Source organism: Clostridium sp. AT4, from assembly GCF_001517625.2.
GTDB lineage: Bacteria > Bacillota > Clostridia > Lachnospirales > Lachnospiraceae > Enterocloster.
This window is the reverse complement of the sequence record NZ_LN999828.1, coordinates 1,592,806-1,614,301: the sequence shown is the minus strand read 5'-3', so window position 1 is coordinate 1,614,301 and position 21,496 is coordinate 1,592,806. Positions and strand designations below refer to the sequence as shown.

The following is a 21,496-nucleotide window of genomic DNA, read 5'->3' as shown; positions in this document are numbered from 1 at the left end:
GCGCATATTATGGCAAAGAAAGGCAGTTTATCTATTACAAGCGAGAACATTTTCCCTGTGATCAAAAAGTGGCTTTATTCCGATCACGATATCTTTTACCGCGAGCTGATCAGCAATGGCTGCGACGCGATCACCAAGCTTAAAAAGCTGGAGCTGATGGGCGAGTACGAAAAGCCTGAGGATGTGGAGTATAAGATCCAGGTCAGCGTAAACCCCAATGAAAAGACCATTACCATCAGGGATAATGGCCTTGGCATGACGGAGGAAGAGATTGACAAATATATTAACCAGATCGCATTTTCCGGCGTTCAGGACTTCATGGAGAAGTACAAGGACAAGGCAAATGAAGACCAGATCATCGGACATTTCGGTCTGGGCTTTTATTCCGCATTTATGGTGGCAGATAAGGTTACCATTGATTCCTTATCCTATCAGAAGGATGCAAAGCCGGTGCACTGGGAGTCTGAAGGCGGCATTGACTATGAGATGACAGAGGGAGAAAAGGCAGAGGTTGGTACGACCATTGTTTTATACCTCAACGAGGACAGCACCGAGTTCTCCAACGAGTACCGTGCAAGAGAGGTTATTGAGAAATACTGTGCTTTCATGCCTGTAAGCATTTTCCTGGAGAATGAGACTGCAGAGCCTCAGTATGATACCATCGAAAAGGACGAACTGACCGAAAAGGATACGGTAGTTGAGACTGTTATCGAGCCTGCAAAGACCGAGGAGAAGGAAAAGGAGGACGGTACCAAGGAAACCGTGGAGATCGAGCCGTCCAGAGAAAAATATAAGATTTTAAGACGTCCTGTAGCGTTAAATGACACCAATCCTCTGTGGAATAAGCATCCCAACGAGTGTACAGAGGAGCAGTATAAGGATTTCTACCGCAAGGTATTCAGAGATTACAAGGAGCCATTATTCTGGATCCACCTGAACATGGATTATCCCTTTAACTTAAAGGGTATTCTGTACTTCCCGAAGATCAACATGGAGTACGAGAGCATCGAGGGAACCATTAAGCTGTACAATAACCAGGTATTTATCGCAGATAATATCAAGGAAGTAATCCCTGAGTTCTTAATGCTGTTAAAGGGTGTGATCGACTGTCCGGATCTTCCGTTAAACGTATCCAGAAGCGCTCTGCAGAACGACGGCTTTGTAAAGAAGATTTCCGATTATATTACAAAGAAGGTAGCGGACAAGCTGTCCGGTATGTGCAAGACAGATCGTGAGACCTATGAGAAATACTGGGATGATATTGCTCCCTTCATCAAGTTCGGCTATATCAAGGATGAGAAGTTTGCAGATAAGATGGGCGACTATATCCTGTATAAGAACCTGGAGGGCAAGTATCTGACCTTACAGGACTGCCTGGATGAGAATAAGGAAAAGCATGAAAATACCATTTTCTATGTAACCGACGAAAAGGAGCAGAGCCAGTATATCAACCTCTTTAAGGAGGAAGGGATCGATGCTGTTATCATGCCGGCTGCCATTGACAATCCGTTTATCAGCCATGTGGAGCAGAAGAAAGAGGGCGTGAAGTTCCTGCGTATTGATACGGACTTAAACGCTTCCTTTAAGGAGGAAGTAAAGGAGGATGACGAGGAATTTAAGAAGTCCTCTGAGGAGCTGACCGAGGAATTTAAGAAGGCTTTAAATAATGATAAGCTGGATATCAAGGTTGAAAAGATGAAGAATGCAGGCATTGCATCCATGATCACCGTATCCGAAGAAACAAGAAGAATGCAGGATATGATGAAGATGTACAACATGGGCGGAATGGATATGGGCATGTTCGGCGGAATGGGAGAAACCCTGGTGCTTAATGCCAACCATCCTCTGGTTAAGTATGTGCTTGAAAATAAAGAAGGAGAACATACTGCCGCCATCTGTGAGCAGCTTTACGATCTGGCAAGTCTTTCCCACGGAGCCCTTTCTCCTGAACGAATGACAAAGTTTGTCAGCCGCAGCAATGAGATTATGATGATTATGGCTGGACAGAAGACAGAATAAAGAGTAAAATAAGAATACGGCAGAGGCTGTGAGAAGCTCTGCAGGGGAAGCCGGTGCAGCGGTCTGCATCGGCTTTTTTGGATTTACGGAGAATACGGGAGGAAAGATCATTGATAAAAAAACGTTTTTTGAAGACAATACAGGGCGTCTGCCTGGGAGCAGCGCTCTCACTTTCTGGTGCGTTTGGGGTATTTGCAGAGCCTTTGGGACTCAGCACCATTGATGGGCAGATCATTACCAGCCGTATGGGTGGTTTTCAGGCCCAGGTTCCGGCTTCCTATCAGGTAGACCGCATGGGAGGCGGCTGGGAAATATCCAGGCAGCTGGTAGCCCAGATGAAAACATTGGATCAGATGCAGATTGATTTTGCTGCATCCATGGTAAATGAGACGGATAAGACTTATATTGTAAATATGGGATTTGTGATGCCGGCAGATGATGGAACGGGGATTCCCTTCAGTGTGGAAACCTTAAAAGCAGAGATGATACAGTCCGGTCTGGATGAGACCATGACCCAGAGCGGTATGATTACCCTGGGAACAAAGGAATATGAATATCTGAAGGTGAATTATGGAAAACTCATGGCCGACTCCATGAAGGATTATATGAATACGGCAGAACTCACAGAGGGGCAGAAGGCAACAGTGCAGAACTACATCAGCCAGATGGAAAAGATGCTGGTAAATGATTTCTACATCCGCCAGGAGGGAGACAGGATTTATGTGATCTGCCAGACGTATTCTGCAGACCAGGCAGCAGAGGCAGCCGCATTTCTTGATTGTCTGCAGCCCTACAGCGGGATCGAGGGCTGGGAGTATTCCGAAGACGGAGGCTGGAAGTATCGTCTTGCAGACGGAAGCTTTGCAAAGGACTGCTGGAAGCAGGATGAGTTTGGACTGACCTATCGTCTGGACGGAGAAGGAAAGATCTTGTACAGCAGCTGGATTAAAGAAGCAGATGGCTGGAAATATGTGGATGAGTACGGTCATATGGTTACTTCTGTAACGAAGAGCATTGACGGGGTGGAGTATACCTTTGGCGCAGACGGTTACATGAAAGAGGGGAGTGAACGGGCTGCTGCAGAATTTACACTGGGAACCTTGGAGGGCAATCATTACCGGAATGAATGGGCAGACCTGGAGCTGACCTTCCCTGAGGCGGCGACGGTTTTAAAGGGCGATGGAAGCAGCAGGACATATGCTCTCGTAGGCGGAGAACATGTAGATGTGGATGATCCGGAATTAAGTTATCGCGTGACACTTGATTTTATAGATGCGGAAGCAGAACTTGACCGGTATATGGAGGCGCTGAGGGAATACGAAAGCACAGGAGGGTATCAGGTGGATCGTTTTGAAACCGTGGAGCTGGGAGGCCATACCTGGCGTTCATGCTTAAGTTCCACCCGGTTTTCTGACGGTACTTCCCATCACTCGGACTGGTATGTGCGCCAGATTGAGGGCAGGTTTGTGATCCTTCACTTTGATTATTATGAGGAACTGAAAAGCCAGGCAGACCAGGTATATCAGAGCATCAGGGCTGCGGGGCGTTAAGGGGATCCGCTCATTCCGCCGTTCTGTGTGTCCGGGTATTGCATTTTGCAGAGTATGCTGTTATAATAAGTAGTAATCAAAACTATGTGTTGAGGAAATGACATAGTATGTTTGGAGGATAGGATTATGACGTATAAGATCATTGGAGACAGCTGTCTGGATCTGACAGAGGAATTAAAAAAGGATCCGGGATTTCAGATGATTCCCCTGACCCTTCAGGTGGGGAATGTTCAGGTGATAGATGACGAAACCTTTGATCAGAGCGCATTCATAGAGATGGTAAAGGCCTGCCCGGAGTGTCCCAAGACGGCCTGCCCTTCGCCGGAGAGCTTTAAAAAGGCATATGAGGAGGCAGATGCGGACGCAGTATTTGTGATCACCCTTTCCAACCATCTGAGCGGCAGCTATAATTCTGCCGTGCTGGCAAAGGAGCTGTATGAGGAGGAAAAGAAGGAAGCCGGTGAGCCGGTGACAAAGAAGATTGCTGTGATCGATTCCCTTTCTGCCTCCTCAGGAGAACTGGATCAGGCGCTTTATATCCGGGATCTGTGTGAACAGGGGCTGGATTTTGAGACAGTTGCAGAAATGGCAGAGGCTTACAGCCACAGGATGAAGACCTACTTCGTACTGGAGACTCTGGATACGCTGCGTAAGAACGGCCGTCTGTCCGGGCTTCAGGCTTTTTTTGCTACGGCTCTTAACATTAAGCCTGTGATGGGAGCAGAAGAAGGCGTGATTATCAAGCTGGATCAGGCAAGAGGAATCAATAAGGCGCTGCAGCGTATGTGCGATATTGCAGTCAAGGAGGCGGGGGATACATCTGGAAAACGGGTTGTGATCTGCCATGTAAACCATCAGGAACGCGCTCTGTATGTAAAGGCAGAGCTGGAAAAACGGGCTTCCTTTAAGGAAATCGTGATTACTCAGGCTGCGGGAGTGGCCACCGTTTATGCAAATGACGGCGGTATTATCTTAGCGATGTAGAATAGGATATATGGATGAATAAAAAAAGATGGATTGGGGCTGCTGCGGTATTCTTTGGACTGCTGTTGGCAGCCCTTGGAGTATTTATTTTAGGCTTTACGGATCGGGCAGATGATGAGAGAGAGATGGAGATAAGGCAGGCAGAAACAGCGGCAAAACCGGAGATTTATATTGAACATGATCCTCTGGCAGAAGAGCAGGAGCCGGGAATGGAGGAAACGGAGGCTTCTGAGGAAGACTCCGCTTCCGGAGATGAACCAGTACGGATGGTATTTGCAGGAGATATCCTTCTTTCTGACCATGTATTAAATGCCTATGAAAAATCAGGCAGTCTGTCTGGAGTGCTGGATCCCGGTTTCCAGTCTGTGATCCATGAAAGTGATATTTTTATGGCAAATCAGGAGTTTCCTTTCAGCAATCGGGGGACAGCGGCAGAGGATAAGCAGTTTACCTTCCGGCTTCCGCCTGAGAGGGTGAGGATTTTCCGGGAACTGGGGCTTGACCTTGTGACCCTGGCAAATAACCATGCGCTTGATTTTGGTACGGACGCCCTTCTGGATACCTGCGATACCCTGGATCAGGCCGGGATTTACCATGTGGGAGCCGGAAGGAATCTGGAAGAGGCCTGCGAACCGGTAATTATTACAGAAAAAGGGGAAAACATAGGCTTTTTAGGTGCTTCCCGTGTAATCCCGGTGGGCTCCTGGAATGCCTCTGCTTCTAAGCCTGGGATGCTTACTACCTATGATCCGTCCCTTCTTTTGGAGCAGATTGACCATTTAAAGGAAACTTGCGATTATGTGGTTGTCTATGTGCACTGGGGCCTTGAGAAAAAGGACCGGCCGGAGGAGTACCAGCACTCTCTTGGAAGGCAGTATATTGATGCCGGGGCGGACCTGGTCATCGGAAGCCATCCCCATGTGCTTCAGGGAATCGAATACTATAAGGGAAAGCCCATTGTATATAGTTTGGGGAATTTCATTTTTGGAAGCAGTATCCCAAAAACAGCCCTGCTTGCAGCAGAGTGGGACGGGGAAACCACCCGGCTTTCCCTGATTCCCGGAATTTCCTCGGAAGGCTATACCAGGATGCTTACGGATGAAAAAGGGAAGGCCGAATTTTATGACTACATGACAGGGCTGTCCTTTGGCGCGGCGGTGGATGAAAACGGACGGGTAAGCGAAATACGTCCGGAGGAGCCATTGCAGCAGGATCCGTCACAGCGGCTGGACGAACCGTAACATGGGGACAGGCTGCATTTGCGCCGTCCCTGCCAGGTTCCCCGCTCCTTAAAACGGCGGGAAAGGGTGTTTAACACACGCTTTTTATCGGCGCTCCATAAGGGTGCGATTAAGAGGTTTTTTGGGCCGTCTCCTGTAAGCCGGTGGACGGTAAGCTCTGGTGGAAGCAGCTCCACACAATCGATTACAAAATCAATATATTCTTCCATGGAGAAGACCGGAAAAGGATCAGACTGGTACATAGCTGCCAGATCGGTTCCTTTTAATACATGCAGGAGCTGGAGCTTGATCCCGTCAATGGGGCGGTCTGCCAGCCAGGCGATGGTTTCGGTCATACGTCCCCTGGATTCTCCGGGAAGTCCTAAAATTACATGGACGATCACCGTAAGTCCTGCGGCTTTCAGTTTTTTTAAAGCTTCTTCAAACACAGAAAGCGCATATCCCCGGCGGATCAGCCGAGCGGTATCTTCGTGGATGGTTTGCAGCCCCAGTTCTACCCAGACAGGCTTTATGCGGTTTAAACTGGATAAAAGAGCGATGGTTTCATCCGGCAGGCAGTCGGGCCGGGTGGCGATGGATAGGGCCGCAATTTCCGGATGGGAAATGGCTCTGGAAAATAGCTGGGACAGATAATCAGTGGAGGCATAGGTGTTGGTAAAGGACTGAAAATAGGCAATGTAATCGGCGCTGCCGTCTGCTGGAGGCATTTTCCTGCGGATCCGTTCCTTTGCAGCTTCAATCTGTTTCCAGACATCGCCTCCTAAAGGCGCGGCAAAGTCTCCGGATCCACCCTCGCTGCAGAAAATGCAGCCCCGGCTGCCGCAGGTGCCGTCCCGGTTGGGGCAGGTCATGCCGCCGTCTAAGGAGAGCTTGTAAAGTTTGCGCCCAAAGGTATGTTTTAATTCATAATCCAGAGAGTGGTATGGCTTTCCATTCCAGTCGGGTATTATCATGGGAGTACATCCTTTCTGTAAAAGTTTGTATCATGGTATTATATCAGAAATACGGAGTGTGTCCAGAAAATTGTATAAATACAGGAAAATATTGTATTGAAGGAGGATGCTTTTTTGTGATACACTGTTTTCATAGGGTTCGGAGCCCTCAGGAGATATGTATTTGAATGAAAGAAGGAGAGGTAAAGCAGGGATGAATGTAAAAGATACCATCAGGCTTTTAAAGAGTGAAAAAGCCTCAGCACTCATGGCAGAGCTTTATGGAAGAGAAGGAGCGGCTGAGAATGAGACCCGCTATGAAAAGGTTCTTACAGGCTTTGAACAGACATTTGGCGACAGGGAAAATATTCTTCTGTTCTCATCACCGGGCCGTACGGAAATCAGCGGAAACCATACAGACCATAACCATGGAAAGGTACTTGCAGGCAGCATTAACCTGGACTGCGTAGGTGCGGCTGCTGTTAATTATTCTAATCTGGTCCATATCATCAGCGAAACCTATGATCAGGATATCACCATTGATTTAAACCAGTTGGAGCCAAGCGCAAAAAAAGCAGGAACTACTGATCTGATCAAGGGTCTGTTAAAAGGGTTTAAGGAAGCAGGCTACAGCATCGGCGGTTTTGACGCCTATGTGACCAGCAATGTGATCAGCGCTGCAGGCGTGAGTTCATCCGCTTCCTTTGAGATGCTTTTATGTTCCATGCTGAATACATTTTTCAACGAGGGCCGCATGGACAGCGTAGCTTATGCCCATATCGGAAAATATTCTGAGAATATTTACTGGGATAAGGCATCCGGACTTTTAGATCAGATGGCCTGCGCCGTGGGCGGTCTGATCACCATTGACTTTACAGAACCTGCGGTTCCTGAGGTAGAAAAGATCAACTTTGACTTTGAATCTCAGGATCACAGCCTGATCATTGTGCAGACTGGAAAGGGCCATGCAGATTTAAGCGCAGATTATTCTTCGGTTCCCAACGAGATGAAAAAGGTGGCTCAGTTCTTCGGGAAAGAGGTACTTTCCCAGGTGACGGAGGAACAGGTGATTGAAAAGCTGAGCGAGGTAAGAAGCTTTGCAGGTGACCGTTCTGTGCTCCGCGCTCTCCATTTCTTTGAAGAAAACAAGAGAGTGGAAGAGGAAGTAAAGGCCTTAAAGGAAGGAAACTTTGAGAAGTTCCTTAAAAATATCACCGCTTCCGGCAATTCTTCCTGGAAATGGCTTCAGAACTGCTTTACAAACAATGCTGTTCAGGAGCAGGGAATTACCATTGCGCTGGCTCTTACAGAGCTTTTTATCGCAGAAAAGCAGAGGGGCGCCTGCAGAGTTCATGGAGGCGGTTTTGCCGGCGTCATTATGGCTATGCTGCCAAATGACCTGACAGATGAGTATATCCGCTATATCGAGGGCTGTCTGGGGGAGGGTTGCGCTTACAGAATGAGTATCCGTCCATACGGAGCAGTCTGCATTAATGAACTGCTGAAATAAGATAATATAAAAACCGGCTTTCTGCCCCATATCAGGCGGTACAGACTGATATGGGGGAAAGCCGGTTTTTATTCATATTTCATCATTTTCTGTGATAAGTATCAAGAAGCTGATTTTTCATATGCCACAGTTCATTGGACAGATCCACATGAACCTTGTGGGGATTTACAAGACGCTTGGACTCGTCCCACAGGGTATCCAGTTCCTTTTTGCAGTAAGCCTGGATGTCCATTACCTTTGGAGTTTCGTATACGCAGGTTCCGTTTAGGAAAACAGGGACAAGGAGCTCACGCATGGTATAGGTTCTGGGAGCGAGGAGTGTTTTTTTCCATGTCTCAATGGGATCAAAGAGAAGGAGCGAATTGTTAGTGTCGAATTTCTCATCCACCAGGCAGATGAGATCAGCGATAATCTTTCCGGTTTCTTTTTCGTAAATCCGCTGGATCGTCTTGTTGCCGGGGTTGGTAATTTTTTCCGCATTCTCAGAGAGCTTGATCTTGGGAATAAATTCGCCGGTGGTTTTGTCCTTTACCGCAGCCAGCTTATAAACGCCTCCGAAGGAAGGGCAGTCCTTTGCGGTGATCAGGTTGGTTCCCACTCCCCAGGAATTGATGGCAGCTCCCTGCATCTTTAGGCTGTCAATGAGATATTCGTCAAGGTCATTGGAAGCAGAGATAACCGCATCCGGAAAGCCGGCTTCATCCAGCATTTTTTTCGCTTTTTTGGAAAGATAGGCCAGATCGCCGCTGTCTAAGCGGATGCCGTAAAAGGTAAGGGGGATTCCTTCTTCCCGCATTTCTTTAAATACCCGGATGGCGTTTGGAATACCGGAATTTAAGGTATCGTAGGTGTCTACCAGAAGGATGCAGGCAGACGGATAGAGCTTTGCATAGGTACGGAAGGCGGTAAGTTCATCCGGGAAGCTCATGATCCAGCTGTGCGCATGGGTGCCCTTTACAGGTACGTCAAACATTTTTCCGCAGAGCACATTGGAGGTGCCGATGCAGCCTGCGATCATGGCGGCTCTTGCCCCATAGGTGCCGGCGTCCGGCCCCTGGGCACGGCGCAGTCCAAATTCCATCACGCCGTCGCCCTTGGCGGCATAGACGATGCGCTCTGTTTTAGTGGCGATCAGGCTCTGGTGATTGATGATATTAAGAAGGGCTGTTTCTACCAGCTGTGCCTGCATGATCGGGGCGGTCACCTTTACAAGAGGTTCTCTGGGGAAAACAACCGTACCTTCAGGAATGGCATAGATATCACCCGTAAAACGGAAGTCCCGGAGATATTCCAGAAAGTCTTCTTCAAAGATTCCTACGCTTCTGAGATATGCGATATCGCTTTTATCGAAATGAAGATCCCTGATATATTCAATCACCTGATCCAGTCCGGCGCAGACGGCAAACCCGTTTCCGTGCGGATTGTTCCGGTAAAACATATCGAAAATGACGGTTTCATTGGCGTCTTTTTCTTTAAAATATCCCTGCATCATGGTAAGTTCATACAGGTCTGTCAGCAGTGTAAGATTTCTGTGATCCATAAGGTTTTCCTCCCTGGTATGTCCCCGTCTTCCCTTAAGGGCCGGCGGAAGGCTGTAAGTTAATTGACAGTAGTATAGCATAAATTTTACAAAAGGAAAACGAAATGTTAAAAATATAACGATTCTGTCCGTATGGTGAAATGGCATATTCTGTGGTACAATTCATAAGAGAATGAAAAGAACTGTAAAAAGGAGGCGGCCTATGAGGTATTCCGGATATGAGCTGTTATGGATGTTTGCGGTCTACTCGGTCGCGGGCTGGTGCCTGGAGGTGTGCGCGGCTGCGGCCGAGCAGAAAAAATTTGTCAACAGAGGCTATTTAAACGGACCCTTCTGTCCGGTCTACGGATTGACGTCTGCGGCCTTTGGGATTGTTCTGCCGGAACTTAAGGAGCATTTGATTTTCCTTTTTCTGGGTGGCATGATCATAGCAGCTTTTGCAGAATACATCTGCGGTTTTCTGCTGGAGCGGATTTCCGGCCAGAAATGGTGGGATTATTCCGGACACAGGTTTTCTGCAAGAGGGTATATCTGTCTGCCGGCCTCTCTTTTCTGGGGAATCTGTGCCGTGCTTTGCATCCGGCTGTTTGACCCGCTTCTGGTAAAGCTTATTTATATGCTTCCCCAAAGGGCCGGAAGGCTTATTCTGACAGCTGTATTGATTGCAGCATTTTTAGATGGCCTGGGTTCTTCGGCAGCTGTCCTGCAGATGCACTATTTTCTGGGACGGGCAGCCTTTGAGGTCAGCGGACGGCTTTATGGGCTGTCATCCTTTCTTGAAAATGCCCTCACAGAGCGGATCAGACGCAGGATGGTAAAAGCGTATCCCAGCCTGAAAGAAAGGAAGAGGGCGGAGAATGGGGGCATAGATGAAAAAACAGCCGTTTTTGCCAGAGGCTGCTGTTTTTACAAGCTGGCAATGCTGTTTTTTATCGGTGCTTTTCTGGGGGATATTACAGAAACGATTTTCTGCTATACCAGAACCGGGATCATCATGAGCCGCAGCAGCGTGGTATACGGCCCTTTCAGTATTGTATGGGGTCTGGGCTGTGTGCTCCTCACTGTGTTTCTTTATCCCTACAGAGAGAAAAATGACCGTTATATCTTTCTTGCGGGAACGATCCTTGGAGGAGCTTACGAATACATATGCAGTGTATTTTCAGAGCTTGTGTTCGGTACGGTATTCTGGGATTACAGCGCCATTCCCTTTAATCTGGGAGGCCGTATCAATCTGCTGTATTGTTTTTTCTGGGGGATCGTGGCGGTGGTCTGGCTAAAGATGCTCTATCCGATACTGTCGGGATGGATTGAGAAGCTTCCGGTTAAATGGGGAAAGCTTCTCAGCAATAGTCTGATCCTTTTTATGGTCTTTGATATGGTTCTCTCCGGCCTTGCTCTGGGGCGGTATTCTGCAAGACAGGATGAAAAGACAGCCGTAAGCCAGACGGTTTCCGGGGAAGAAGGCGGGCTGAATGGCTGGCTGGACCGCCATTTTCCGGATGAACGTATGAAATGTATCTATCCGAATGCTAAATTTGTAGATTAGTATTCTGTATTCGCTTTTTTGAGGACTTTTTTAATCTGCCGTTGACATTTTAAAGCCCAGTCATTATAATAAAGACGTTATAAGGTAAAGGCTGTGAAGGAGACAGTAGCTTTCCCCAGAGACCAAAGAGAGCCGGTGGCGGTGGAAATCCGGTGTCAAAAGGGATGTTTGTGAAGATCACTCCGGAGCCGCCGGCTGAACGTTTTTAGTAGGCACGGCCGTTTTTCCTGCGTTAGAGGAACTCATATGACAGTATGCAGTAACAGGTGGTTAAACGAATCCAAGACTTTCGTCCTTTTACAGGGCGGGAGTCTTTTTTTATTTCATAGGAAAGGGATCCCTATGAAATATTCTTTCCTGTGAGGCATCGAACAAATTCAAATGGAGGTAGAAAAAGATGTACAACAAAGTCCCTACTGACTTAAAGTTTGTAGAACGGGAAAAAGAAGTAGAAAAGTTCTGGGCAGATGAACACATTTTTGAAAAGAGCATCAAGATGCGTGAAGGATGCAAGCCTTATGTGTTTTATGACGGACCGCCAACTGCCAACGGAAAACCTCATATCGGCCATGTTGAGACCCGTGTATTTAAGGATATGATCCCCAGATACAGAACCATGAAGGGATATATGGTTCCAAGAAAGGCCGGCTGGGATACCCACGGACTTCCGGTCGAGCTGGAAGTGGAAAAGAAGCTGGGCCTGGACGGAAAGGATCAGATCGAGAAGTACGGTCTGGAGCCTTTTATCAAGGAGTGTAAGGAAAGTGTCTGGAAGTACAAGGGAATGTGGGAGGATTTCTCCAGCACCGTAGGATTCTGGGCCGACATGGATCATCCATACGTTACTTATGACAATAACTTTATCGAGTCTGAGTGGTGGGCCTTAAAGCAGATTTGGGACAAGGGCCTGTTATATAAGGGCTTTAAGGTAGTACCCTACTGTCCACGCTGCGGAACTCCTCTGTCCTCCCATGAGGTAGCTCAGGGCTATAAGGATGTAAAGGAACGCTCCGCCATTGCCCGGTTTAAGGTAAAGGATGAGGATGCTTACATTCTGGCATGGACCACCACTCCCTGGACTCTTCCAAGCAACGTGGCTCTCTGCGTTAACCCAAATGAGGAATATGTAAAGGTAAAGACCGCAGACGGTTATACCTACTATATGGCTCACGCACTGGTAGAGAAGGTGCTGGGCGAGGATGTGGAAGTCCTTGAAACCTATCAGGGCAAGGAGCTGGAATTTAAGGAGTACGAGCCTCTTTACGACTGCTCTAAGCCGTACTGCGAAAAGCAGCACAAAAAGGGCCATTACGTTGTCTGCGATACCTATGTAACGCTGACAGACGGTACTGGAATCGTACACATCGCTCCTGCTTTCGGTGAGGACGACGCTAATGTGGGCCGTAAATATGACCTGCCCTTCGTACAGCTGGTGGACGCAAAGGGCGACATGACAGAGGACACTCCGTTCGGCGGCAGATTTGTAAAGGATGCGGATCCTCTGGTATTAAAGGATCTGGAGGAGAGAGGGCTGTTATTCTCCGCTCCCAGCTTTGAGCACAGCTATCCTCACTGCTGGCGCTGCGGAACACCTCTGATCTACTATGCAAGAGAGTCATGGTTCATCAAGATGACCGCTGTAAAGGATGATCTGATCCGCAATAACAATACTGTAAACTGGGTGCCTGAGTCCATCGGAAAGGGCCGCTTCGGCGACTGGCTGGAGAATATCCAGGACTGGGGCATTTCCAGAAACAGATACTGGGGTACGCCGCTTAATATCTGGGAGTGCGAGGGCTGCGGCCATCAGCATTCCGTAGGAAGCATCGAGGAGTTAAAGAGCCTTTCTGACAACTGCCCCGATGAGATCGAGCTTCACCGTCCTTATATTGACGCAGTGACCATCAAGTGCCCTCACTGCGGCGGCGTGATGAAGAGAGTGCCTGAGGTAATTGACTGCTGGTTCGATTCAGGAGCCATGCCCTTTGCACAGCATCATTATCCGTTTGAGAATAAAGAGCTTTTTGAGTCTCAGTTCCCGGCTCAGTTCATTTCCGAGGCTGTGGATCAGACTAGAGGCTGGTTCTACTCCCTTCTTGCAGAGTCCACCCTGCTCTTTAACAAGGCGCCTTATGAAAATGTAGTTGTTATGGGTCTTGTATTGGACGAGAACGGACAGAAGATGAGCAAGTCCAAGGGAAATGCCGTTGATCCCTTTGAGGCTCTGGCAACACATGGTGCAGACGCAATCCACTGGTTCTTCTATACCTGCAGCGCGCCCTGGCTTCCAAAGAGATACCAGGATAAGGCTGTAACCGAGGGCCAGAGAAAGTTCATGGGAACGCTGTGGAACACCTACGCATTCTGGGTACTGTATGCCAATATTGACCAGTTTGATGCAACCAAATACAGCCTGGAGTATGACAAGCTGCCCGTTATGGACCGCTGGCTCTTATCCAAGATGAACTCTATGGTAAAGGCCGTTGACAACAGCCTGATGAATTACCAGATCCCTGAGGCAGCAAGAGCCCTTCAGGAGTTTGTAGACGATATGAGCAACTGGTATGTGCGCAGAAGCCGTGAGCGTTTCTGGGCAAAGGGCATGGAGCAGGATAAGATCAATGCGTATATGACACTTTATACCGCTCTTGTAACCGTTGCAAAGGCGGCTGCCCCAATGATCCCCTTCATGACAGAGCAGATCTACCAGAATATTGTAAGAAATATTGATAAGAATGCGCCTGAGAGCATCCATCTGTGCGATTATCCTGAGGTAAAGGAAGAGTGGATCGACCTGGCCTTAGAGTCTGATATGGATGAGGTGCTGGATACGGTTGTTATGGGCCGTGCCGCCAGAAATACAGCCAATATCAAGAACCGTCAGCCTATCGCCCAGATGTACGTAAAGGCAGACCATGAGCTGTCCGAGTTCTATGTAAAGATCATTGAGGAAGAGTTAAATGTTAAAAAGGTAACCTTTACAGAGGATGTACGGGCATTTACCTCCTATACCTTTAAGCCTCAGTTAAAGACCGTAGGGCCAAAGTATGGAAAGCTTCTCGGAAGGATCCGACAGGCTCTGACAGAGCTGGACGGCAGCGCTGCCATGGATACCTTAAATGAATCCGGCGCACTGACCTTTGATTTTGACGGCCAGGAGGTTGTTCTTACAAAGGATGACCTGCTGATCGACGTGGCAAAGAAGGACGGCTATGTAACGGAAGAGGACAATTATGTGACCGTTGTCCTGGATACCAATCTGACTCCTGAACTGATTGAGGAGGGCTTTGTCCGCGAGGTGATCAGCAAGATCCAGACCATGCGTAAGGAAGCCGGTTTTGAAGTTATGGATCATATCGCCGTATACCAGGATGGAAATGAGCGCATCGCAGAGCTTGTAAAGGCAAATGCAGATGAGATCAAAACAGAGGTTATGGCAGACCATATCCACTTAGGCCAGATGAAGGGCTTTGTAAAAGAGTGGAACATCAACGGTGAGAGCGTAATGCTTGGCGTTGAAAAGCTGATGTAGGGAGATAAAAGAGTATAAAAGGCCGATCCGCCCTGAAACGGGAGTTTTCGGGCGGATCTGGAAAGTAAGAAGGAGAATCCGATGAATCCTATGGAATTTGACAAGGCCACCTTTAAAAAATCCGTTATGTACAATGTGAAAAACATGTTCCGCCGCACCATCGACGAGGCCACTCCCCAGCAGGTGTTTCAGGCGGTTGCCTTTGCGGTAAAGGATGTAATCATTGACGAATGGATCGCAACGCATAAGGAATACGAGAAAAAGGATGCAAAGACCGTTTATTACCTTTCCATGGAGTTTTTAATGGGAAGAGCGCTTGGAAACAATATTATCAATATCTGTGCCCGTAAGGAGATCGCAGAGGTTCTTGAGGAGCTGGGCTTTGACTTAAATGTGATTGAGGATCAGGAACCGGATGCAGCTCTTGGAAACGGCGGTCTGGGCCGTCTGGCAGCCTGCTTCCTCGATTCCCTGGCGACCCTGGGATATCCGGCCTATGGCTGCGGCATCCGCTATAAATACGGCATGTTCAAGCAGAAGATTGAAAACGGCTATCAGGTAGAGGTTCCGGACAACTGGCTGAAAAACGGCAATCCCTTTGAGATCCGACGTCCGGAGTACGCGGTAGAGGTAAAATTCGGCGGTTATGTGCGGATTGAAAACAGAGACGGCATGAACCACTTTGTACAGGACGGCTATCAGTCCGTAAGAGCCGTTCCCTATGACCTGCCTGTGATCGGCTACGGTAACAATGTAGTCAATACACTGCGGATCTGGGATGCAGAGCCTATCAATACCTTTAATCTGGATTCCTTTGACCGGGGCGACTACCAGAAGGCAGTGGAGCAGGAAAATCTGGCAAAGACCATTGTTGAAGTGCTTTATCCCAATGACAACCACTATGCAGGCAAGGAACTGCGCTTAAAGCAGCAGTATTTCTTCATCTCTGCCAGCGTTCAAAGAGCGGTATTAAAGTATAAGGAGCTTCACGGCACCATCCATGGATTCCAGGATAAGGTGGTATTCCAGTTAAATGATACCCATCCTACGGTTGCGATCCCTGAGCTGATGCGTATCCTTTTGGATGAAGAGGGACTGACCTGGGAGGAAGCATGGGATATTACCACAAAGACCTGTGCCTACACCAATCATACCATTATGTCCGAGGCTCTGGAGAAGTGGCCCATTGACCTGTTCTCCAGGCTGCTCCCCCGTATCTATCAGATCGTGGAGGAGATCAACCGCCGCTTTGTAAATGAGATCCAGGCCCGCTATCCGGGAGATCAGGAGAAGATCCGCCAGATGGCCGTTGTCTATGACGGACAGGTGCGCATGGCCTATATGGCAATTGTGGCAAGCTTTTCTGTCAACGGCGTTGCAAGGCTTCATACAGAGATCTTAAAGCATCAGGAATTAAAGGATTTCTATGAAATGATGCCGGAGAAGTTCAACAATAAGACAAACGGCATTACTCAGAGGCGCTTCCTGCTTCACGGCAACCCGCTTCTGGCAGACTGGGTAACCTCCAAGATCGGAGACCAGTGGATCACAGATCTGCCCCATATTGCAGAGCTTCTTCCCTGTGCAGAGGACAAGGAATGTCAGAAGGAGTTTATGCAGATCAAGTACGAGAATAAGGTCCGTCTTGCAAAGTACATCAAGGAGCACAACGGCATTGATGTAGATCCAAGATCGATCTTCGATGTGCAGGTAAAGCGTCTCCATGAGTACAAGCGCCAGTTGATGAATATTCTCCATGTAATGTATCTGTATAATCAGTTAAAGGATCATCCGGATATGGATATGGTTCCCAGAACCTTTATCTTCGGCGCAAAGGCAGCGGCAGGCTATAAGAGAGCCAAGCTGACCATTAAGTTGATCAACGCGGTTGCGGATGTGGTGAACAACGATAAGTCCATCGGGGGCAGGATCAAGGTGGTATTTATCGAGGACTACCGCGTATCCAATGCAGAGATCATTTTCGCCGCGGCTGATGTGAGCGAGCAGATTTCCACAGCCAGCAAGGAAGCTTCCGGTACAGGCAACATGAAGTTTATGTTAAATGGCGCCCTGACCCTGGGAACAATGGACGGCGCTAACGTGGAGATCGTAGAAGAGGTTGGAAATGAAAATGCCTTCATTTTCGGTATGTCTTCTGACGAAGTAATTGCCCATGAAAAGAACCGCGATTATCAGCCAATGGATATCTTTAATAACGATCCGGAGATCCGCCGGGTACTGATGCAGCTTGTAAACGGCTTTTATTCACCGGAAAATCCGGAGTTATTCAGAGATATTTATGATTCACTATTAAATACAAAGAGCAGCGACCGTGCAGACACATATTTCATCCTGAAGGATTTCCGTTCCTACGCAGAGGCACATAAGAAGATCGATCAGGCCTACAGAAATTCTTCCTGGTGGGCAAAGGCAGCAATCTTAAATGTAGGACACAGCGGAAAGTTTACCTCTGATCGTACCATCGAGGAATATGTAAGAGATATCTGGCATTTAAAGAAGATTACTGTGGAAGTATAATGACTGCAGTCTGAAACAGTAAATGATCCGGCTCCGGCGTCTGTAACAGGGCGTCGGGGTCTTTTTACAACGGTTTTTGGTATGTGATCCGATCCGCTGTATATCAATCACAAGGGAGGCTATGACATGAAAATCCGTGACATCTTAGCAGAGGGAAAACCAACCCTGTCATTTGAAGTATTTCCGCCCAAAACTCAGGATGCATTTGCATCGGTTGAGAAAGCGGCAGAGGAAATCGCAAGGCTGCATCCGGCCTTTATGAGCGTTACCTACGGCGCAGGAGGCGGCACCAGCGATTATACTGTAAAGATCGCGTCTGATCTGCAGGAAAACTGTGGGGTAACTCCGCTGGCTCATCTGACCTGTGTTTCTTCTACCAGAGAAAAGGTCCAGCAGGTATTGAACGAACTGAAGGAGCATAAGATCGAAAATATCCTTGCTTTAAGAGGTGACATTCCTCAGGATGGACAGACGCCTCAGGTATATCACTATGCCTCCGAACTGATCCGGGAGATCCGGGAGGCAGGAGATTTCTGTATCGGAGCCGCCTGCTACCCTGAAGGCCATGTGGAGTCTGCCAACAAGTCTGTGGATATGGATTATTTAAAGCAGAAGGTGGAGGCCGGCTGCGATTTTGTTACCACCCAGATGTTTTTTGACAACAGTATTCTCTACAGCTATCTGTACCGGATCCGGGAAAAGGGGATTACCGTACCTGTGATCGCGGGGATTATGCCTATTACAAATGTAAAGCAGGTAAAGCGCAGCATCCAGATGTCCGGCTGCCATATGCCGGCCCGCTTTATGTCCCTGGTGGATAAGTTCGGAGATGATCCCGCTGCCATGAAGCAGGCAGGAATCGCCTATGCCACGGATCAGATCATTGACCTGATCGCAAACGGCATCCGCGGAATCCATGTATATACCATGAATAAGCCAGATGTAGCGGCAAAGATCCGGGAAAATCTGTCAGATATTGTAAAATAAAAGATTCCATGCAGCAGGAGGCATATAGATGGACATTTCTTCCGTAAGCAGGAGAGAGGTGCTGCGTTATCTGGGATACAGGGGGCAGGCAGAACCGGATAGGGCAGTTGCAGATGAGATAGAAATGTGTCTGGGGCTTTTGGCAGAGAAGGCAGAGCCCAGGCATCGTGTCCGCTCCTTTTTACTGGAGCTGGGCCCGGAGCATGAGATTCGTTTTGACAGGGTTCATACAAGCAGCAGACAGCTTTCTAAAAATCTGGCAGGCTGCGGTGAAATTCTTGTTTTTGCCGCTACATTGGGGCTGGGGACAGATTATCTGATCCAGAGATATAACCGTCTGCAGATGAGCCGGGCAGTGATCCTGCAGGCTGCGGCTGCGGCCATGATCGAGGAATACTGTGACCGGGTCTGCAGGGAGTTAAAGGCAGCATATGAAGCAAAAGGGCTGTATCTTCGGCCAAGATTCAGTCCGGGTTATGGGGATTTTCCTCTGGAATGCCAGCCGTATCTTTTAGAGTGCGTGGATGGGGGAAAGCAGCTGGGAATCCGTCTTACGGGAGGGTATCTGATGATGCCGTCCAAATCTGTGACAGCGGTGATGGGGCTTGGAAGGACACCCTGCGGCTGTGAGGTAAAAGGCTGTGAGGCCTGTGGAAAAAAGGACTGCGCCTATCGGCGGCAAACAGGAAGCGAGGATTAAGGAATGAACATTTTACAGGAAATGAGACAGCGGCGCCTGTTTTTTGACGGCGGTATGGGAAGCCTTTTGCAGGCTAAGGGATTAAAGGCAGGAGAACTGCCGGAGCGGTGGAACCTGACCCATTCGGAGGAAATCTGCGGGATCCATCGGATGTATCTTCAGGCAGGCTCTGATCTTATAACCACGAATACATTTGGAGCCAACCGCTTAAAATACGGCGAAGAATTGGAAAAAATTGTAAGTGAGGCGGTAAGCCATGCAAAAGAGGCCGTTAGGGCAGAAGGACACGGCTATGTGGCCCTGGATCTGGGTCCTACGGGAAAGCTCCTTAAGCCTCTTGGCGATCTGGAGTTTGAAGATGCGGTTGAGATTTATAAGGAAACCGTATCATATGGAGCCAGAGCGGGAGCCGATCTGGTGCTGATCGAAACCATGAGCGATTGCTATGAACTGAAGGCTGCTGTACTTGCAGCAAAGGAAGCGGGATTTTCTCCTGAAACAGGGGAGCGGCTGCCGATCTTTGCAACAGTCATCTTTGATGAAAAGGGAAAGCTTCTGACCGGCGGCGATGTGTCCTCTACCGTAGCTCTTTTGGAGGGGCTGGGAGTGGATGTGCTGGGAATTAACTGCGGTCTGGGCCCGGTACAGATGAAGGGAATCGTAGAAGAGCTTCTTTCTGTGTCATCAACCCCGGTGTTGGTAAATCCCAATGCAGGCCTTCCAAGAAGCGAGAACGGGGAAACGGTCTATGATATTGACGCAGTCCGGTTCGGCGAGGTTATGGAAGAAATTGTAAAAATGGGAGCTGTGATCGTGGGAGGGTGCTGTGGAACCGGGCCGGAGCATATCCGGGAAACGGTAAAGCGGTGTAAGGATCTTCCTGTGATGTGGCCGGAAAAAAAGAACCGGACCGTGGTTTCCTCCTATTCCCAGGCAGTGGTATTTGACAAAAAGACCGTAATTATCGGCGAGCGGATCAATCCTACGGGAAAGTCAAAATTTAAGCAGGCCCTCAGGGATCATAACCTGGAATATATCCTGCGGGAGGGCGTGACCCAGCAGGACAACGGCGCGGACATTTTGGATGTAAATGTAGGGCTGCCGGAGATTGACGAGCCCTCTATGATGGAGGCAGTGGTAAAGGAACTGCAGGCGGTGATCGATCTGCCACTGCAGATTGACACCTCCAATCCACAGGCCATGGAGCGGGCCCTGCGGATCTATAACGGAAAGGCTTTGATCAATTCTGTAAACGGAAAAAAAGAGGTAATGGATCAGATCTTTCCGCTGGTGGCAAAGTACGGCGGAGTGGTTGTGGGACTCTGTCTGGATGAAGACGGCATACCGGAGACGGCAGAGGGAAGGATTGCTGTGGGGAGAAAGATCATCAAGACAGCGGCCTCTTACGGCATCGGACCGGAGGATATTATCCTAGACGGCCTCTGCATGACAGTCAGCTCGGATAACAAAGGGGCGCTGACTACGTTAGAGACTCTGAGACGGATCCGGGACGAGCTGGGAGGCAAGTCTGTTCTGGGCGTATCCAATATCTCCTTTGGCCTGCCTCAGAGAGAAATCATAAACAGCTCATTTTTTACCATGGCCATGGAGTGCGGCTTAAACGGAGCGATCATCAACCCCAATTCCGAGGCTATGATGCGGGCCTATTACAGCTTCAATGCCTTAATGGACCGGGATCCCCAGTGCAGCCGGTATATTGATATTTATGGCAGTGAAACAGGTGGGCTGGGACAGACCCTTTCCCGGACAAAGGATACGGGAAAGGGAAAAGAAGGCGATTCTCTGGGAATACTGATTGAAAAAGGCCTGAAAGAGGCTGCGGCAGAGACGGTGGCAGCTCTTTTGGAGGAAAAGGATGCTCTGGATATTATTAACGGGGAAATGATCCCGGCTCTGGATCGGGTTGGAAAAGGATTTGAAAAGGGCAGTGTGTTCCTTCCCCAGCTTTTAATGAGCGCTGAGGCGGCAAAGGCGGCCTTTGAGGTGATCAAAGCTAAAATGGAAGGCAGCGGACAGGGACAGGAGAAAAAGGGAACGATTATTCTGGCTACGGTAAAGGGAGATATCCACGATATCGGAAAAAATATTGTCAAAGTGCTCCTGGAAAATTACAGCTACGAGGTTATTGATCTGGGAAAGGATGTGCCGCCGGAGAGAATTGTAGAGGAAGCAGTGAAACGCCATGTTCCTCTGGTAGGTTTAAGCGCCCTGATGACAACCACGGTTCCCAGTATGGAGGAAACCATCCGCCGGCTGAGAAAGGAAGCATCCTGGGTAAAGGTAATGGTGGGAGGCGCAGTGCTTACAAAGGAGTATGCGGATACCATTGGAGCAGATGCCTACTGTCGTGATGCCATGGCTTCGGTCCACTATGCGGAAACAGTAATCGGTTGAGA

At 48.7% G+C, this 21,496-nt stretch carries 13 protein-coding genes; 11 read left to right on the top strand and 2 right to left on the bottom strand.

Annotation, left to right across the window (positions count from 1 at the left end; genetic code table 11):
• Positions 1-9 precede the first annotated feature (9 nt).
• From htpG to BN3656_RS13785, 4 genes are all read left to right on the top strand, one after another.
• Positions 10-2,019 (top strand): molecular chaperone HtpG, encoded by a 2,010-nt coding sequence (gene htpG / locus BN3656_RS13800; protein ID WP_066549207.1) that lies wholly within the window; start codon positions 10-12, stop codon positions 2,017-2,019.
• Between the two features lie 110 nt (positions 2,020-2,129).
• Complete coding sequence (locus BN3656_RS13795; protein WP_066549206.1) at positions 2,130-3,569, top strand: hypothetical protein; 1,440 nt, start codon at positions 2,130-2,132, stop codon at positions 3,567-3,569.
• A gap of 126 nt (positions 3,570-3,695) precedes the next feature.
• The gene (locus BN3656_RS13790; protein WP_066549204.1) at positions 3,696-4,553 is read left to right on the top strand and encodes a DegV family protein; all 858 of its coding nucleotides are present in this window, start codon (positions 3,696-3,698) and stop codon (positions 4,551-4,553) included.
• 14 nt (positions 4,554-4,567) lie between these two features.
• Positions 4,568-5,794: a CapA family protein gene (locus BN3656_RS13785; RefSeq protein WP_066549203.1), complete on the top strand. Its 1,227-nt coding sequence runs from the start codon at positions 4,568-4,570 to the stop codon at positions 5,792-5,794.
• On the opposite strand, the gene BN3656_RS13780 is transcribed toward BN3656_RS13785, so the two are convergent.
• Entirely contained in the window at positions 5,680-6,747 is a 1,068-nt protein-coding gene (locus tag BN3656_RS13780) for a TIGR01212 family radical SAM protein (RefSeq protein WP_081422968.1), read from the bottom strand. The genes BN3656_RS13785 and BN3656_RS13780 overlap by 115 nt on opposite strands.
• Positions 6,748-6,910: 163 nt before the next feature.
• On the opposite strand from BN3656_RS13780, the gene BN3656_RS13775 reads away from it, so the two are divergent.
• Positions 6,911-8,236 carry a galactokinase family protein gene (locus BN3656_RS13775; RefSeq protein ID WP_331467935.1) on the top strand — a complete coding sequence of 442 codons (1,326 nt, stop codon included), beginning with the start codon at positions 6,911-6,913 and terminating at the stop codon, positions 8,234-8,236.
• Positions 8,237-8,318: 82 nt separating this feature from the next.
• Here the strand turns inward: BN3656_RS13775 and BN3656_RS13770 are convergent, their stop codons facing one another.
• Positions 8,319-9,776, bottom strand: coding sequence for a nicotinate phosphoribosyltransferase (locus BN3656_RS13770; RefSeq protein ID WP_066549201.1), 1,458 nt, complete (start codon positions 9,774-9,776; stop codon positions 8,319-8,321).
• Positions 9,777-9,978: 202 nt separating this feature from the next.
• Here BN3656_RS13770 and BN3656_RS13765 point away from each other — a divergent pair, with 202 nt between their 5' ends.
• From BN3656_RS13765 to BN3656_RS13740, 6 genes are all read left to right on the top strand, one after another.
• On the top strand, positions 9,979-11,322 hold the full coding sequence (locus BN3656_RS13765; RefSeq protein WP_066549199.1) for a putative ABC transporter permease: 1,344 nt from the start codon (positions 9,979-9,981) through the stop codon (positions 11,320-11,322).
• 397 nt (positions 11,323-11,719) lie between these two features.
• Positions 11,720-14,854 (top strand): isoleucine--tRNA ligase, encoded by a 3,135-nt coding sequence (gene ileS / locus BN3656_RS13760; RefSeq protein ID WP_066549197.1) that lies wholly within the window; start codon positions 11,720-11,722, stop codon positions 14,852-14,854.
• Positions 14,855-14,944: 90 nt separating this feature from the next.
• On the top strand, positions 14,945-17,392 hold the full coding sequence (locus BN3656_RS13755; protein ID WP_096807434.1) for a glycogen/starch/alpha-glucan phosphorylase: 2,448 nt from the start codon (positions 14,945-14,947) through the stop codon (positions 17,390-17,392).
• 126 nt (positions 17,393-17,518) lie between these two features.
• The gene (metF, locus tag BN3656_RS13750; RefSeq protein ID WP_066549193.1) at positions 17,519-18,379 is read left to right on the top strand and encodes a methylenetetrahydrofolate reductase [NAD(P)H]; all 861 of its coding nucleotides are present in this window, start codon (positions 17,519-17,521) and stop codon (positions 18,377-18,379) included.
• A gap of 28 nt (positions 18,380-18,407) precedes the next feature.
• Positions 18,408-19,079 carry a Vitamin B12 dependent methionine synthase activation subunit gene (locus BN3656_RS13745; protein WP_066549190.1) on the top strand — a complete coding sequence of 224 codons (672 nt, stop codon included), beginning with the start codon at positions 18,408-18,410 and terminating at the stop codon, positions 19,077-19,079.
• Between the two features lie 3 nt (positions 19,080-19,082).
• The gene (locus tag BN3656_RS13740; RefSeq protein ID WP_066549188.1) at positions 19,083-21,494 is read left to right on the top strand and encodes a homocysteine S-methyltransferase family protein; all 2,412 of its coding nucleotides are present in this window, start codon (positions 19,083-19,085) and stop codon (positions 21,492-21,494) included.
• The last annotated feature ends 2 nt before the right edge of the window (positions 21,495-21,496 follow it).

Excerpts from the sequence above, each read along its gene's own strand:
- htpG (WP_066549207.1), top strand. The coding sequence starts at position 10 with ATGGCAAAGAAAGGCAGTTTATCTATTACAAGCGAGAACATTTTCCCT.
- BN3656_RS13790 (WP_066549204.1), top strand. The coding sequence starts at position 3,696 with ATGACGTATAAGATCATTGGAGACAGCTGTCTGGATCTGACAGAGGAA.
- BN3656_RS13785 (WP_066549203.1), top strand. The coding sequence starts at position 4,568 with ATGAATAAAAAAAGATGGATTGGGGCTGCTGCGGTATTCTTTGGACTG.
- BN3656_RS13780 (WP_081422968.1), bottom strand. The coding sequence starts at position 6,747 with ATGATAATACCCGACTGGAATGGAAAGCCATACCACTCTCTGGATTAT.
- BN3656_RS13770 (WP_066549201.1), bottom strand. The coding sequence starts at position 9,776 with ATGGATCACAGAAATCTTACACTGCTGACAGACCTGTATGAACTTACC.
- BN3656_RS13765 (WP_066549199.1), top strand. The coding sequence starts at position 9,979 with ATGAGGTATTCCGGATATGAGCTGTTATGGATGTTTGCGGTCTACTCG.
- ileS (WP_066549197.1), top strand. The coding sequence starts at position 11,720 with ATGTACAACAAAGTCCCTACTGACTTAAAGTTTGTAGAACGGGAAAAA.
- BN3656_RS13755 (WP_096807434.1), top strand. The coding sequence starts at position 14,945 with ATGGAATTTGACAAGGCCACCTTTAAAAAATCCGTTATGTACAATGTG.
- metF (WP_066549193.1), top strand. The coding sequence starts at position 17,519 with ATGAAAATCCGTGACATCTTAGCAGAGGGAAAACCAACCCTGTCATTT.
- BN3656_RS13745 (WP_066549190.1), top strand. The coding sequence starts at position 18,408 with ATGGACATTTCTTCCGTAAGCAGGAGAGAGGTGCTGCGTTATCTGGGA.
- BN3656_RS13740 (WP_066549188.1), top strand. The coding sequence starts at position 19,083 with ATGAACATTTTACAGGAAATGAGACAGCGGCGCCTGTTTTTTGACGGC.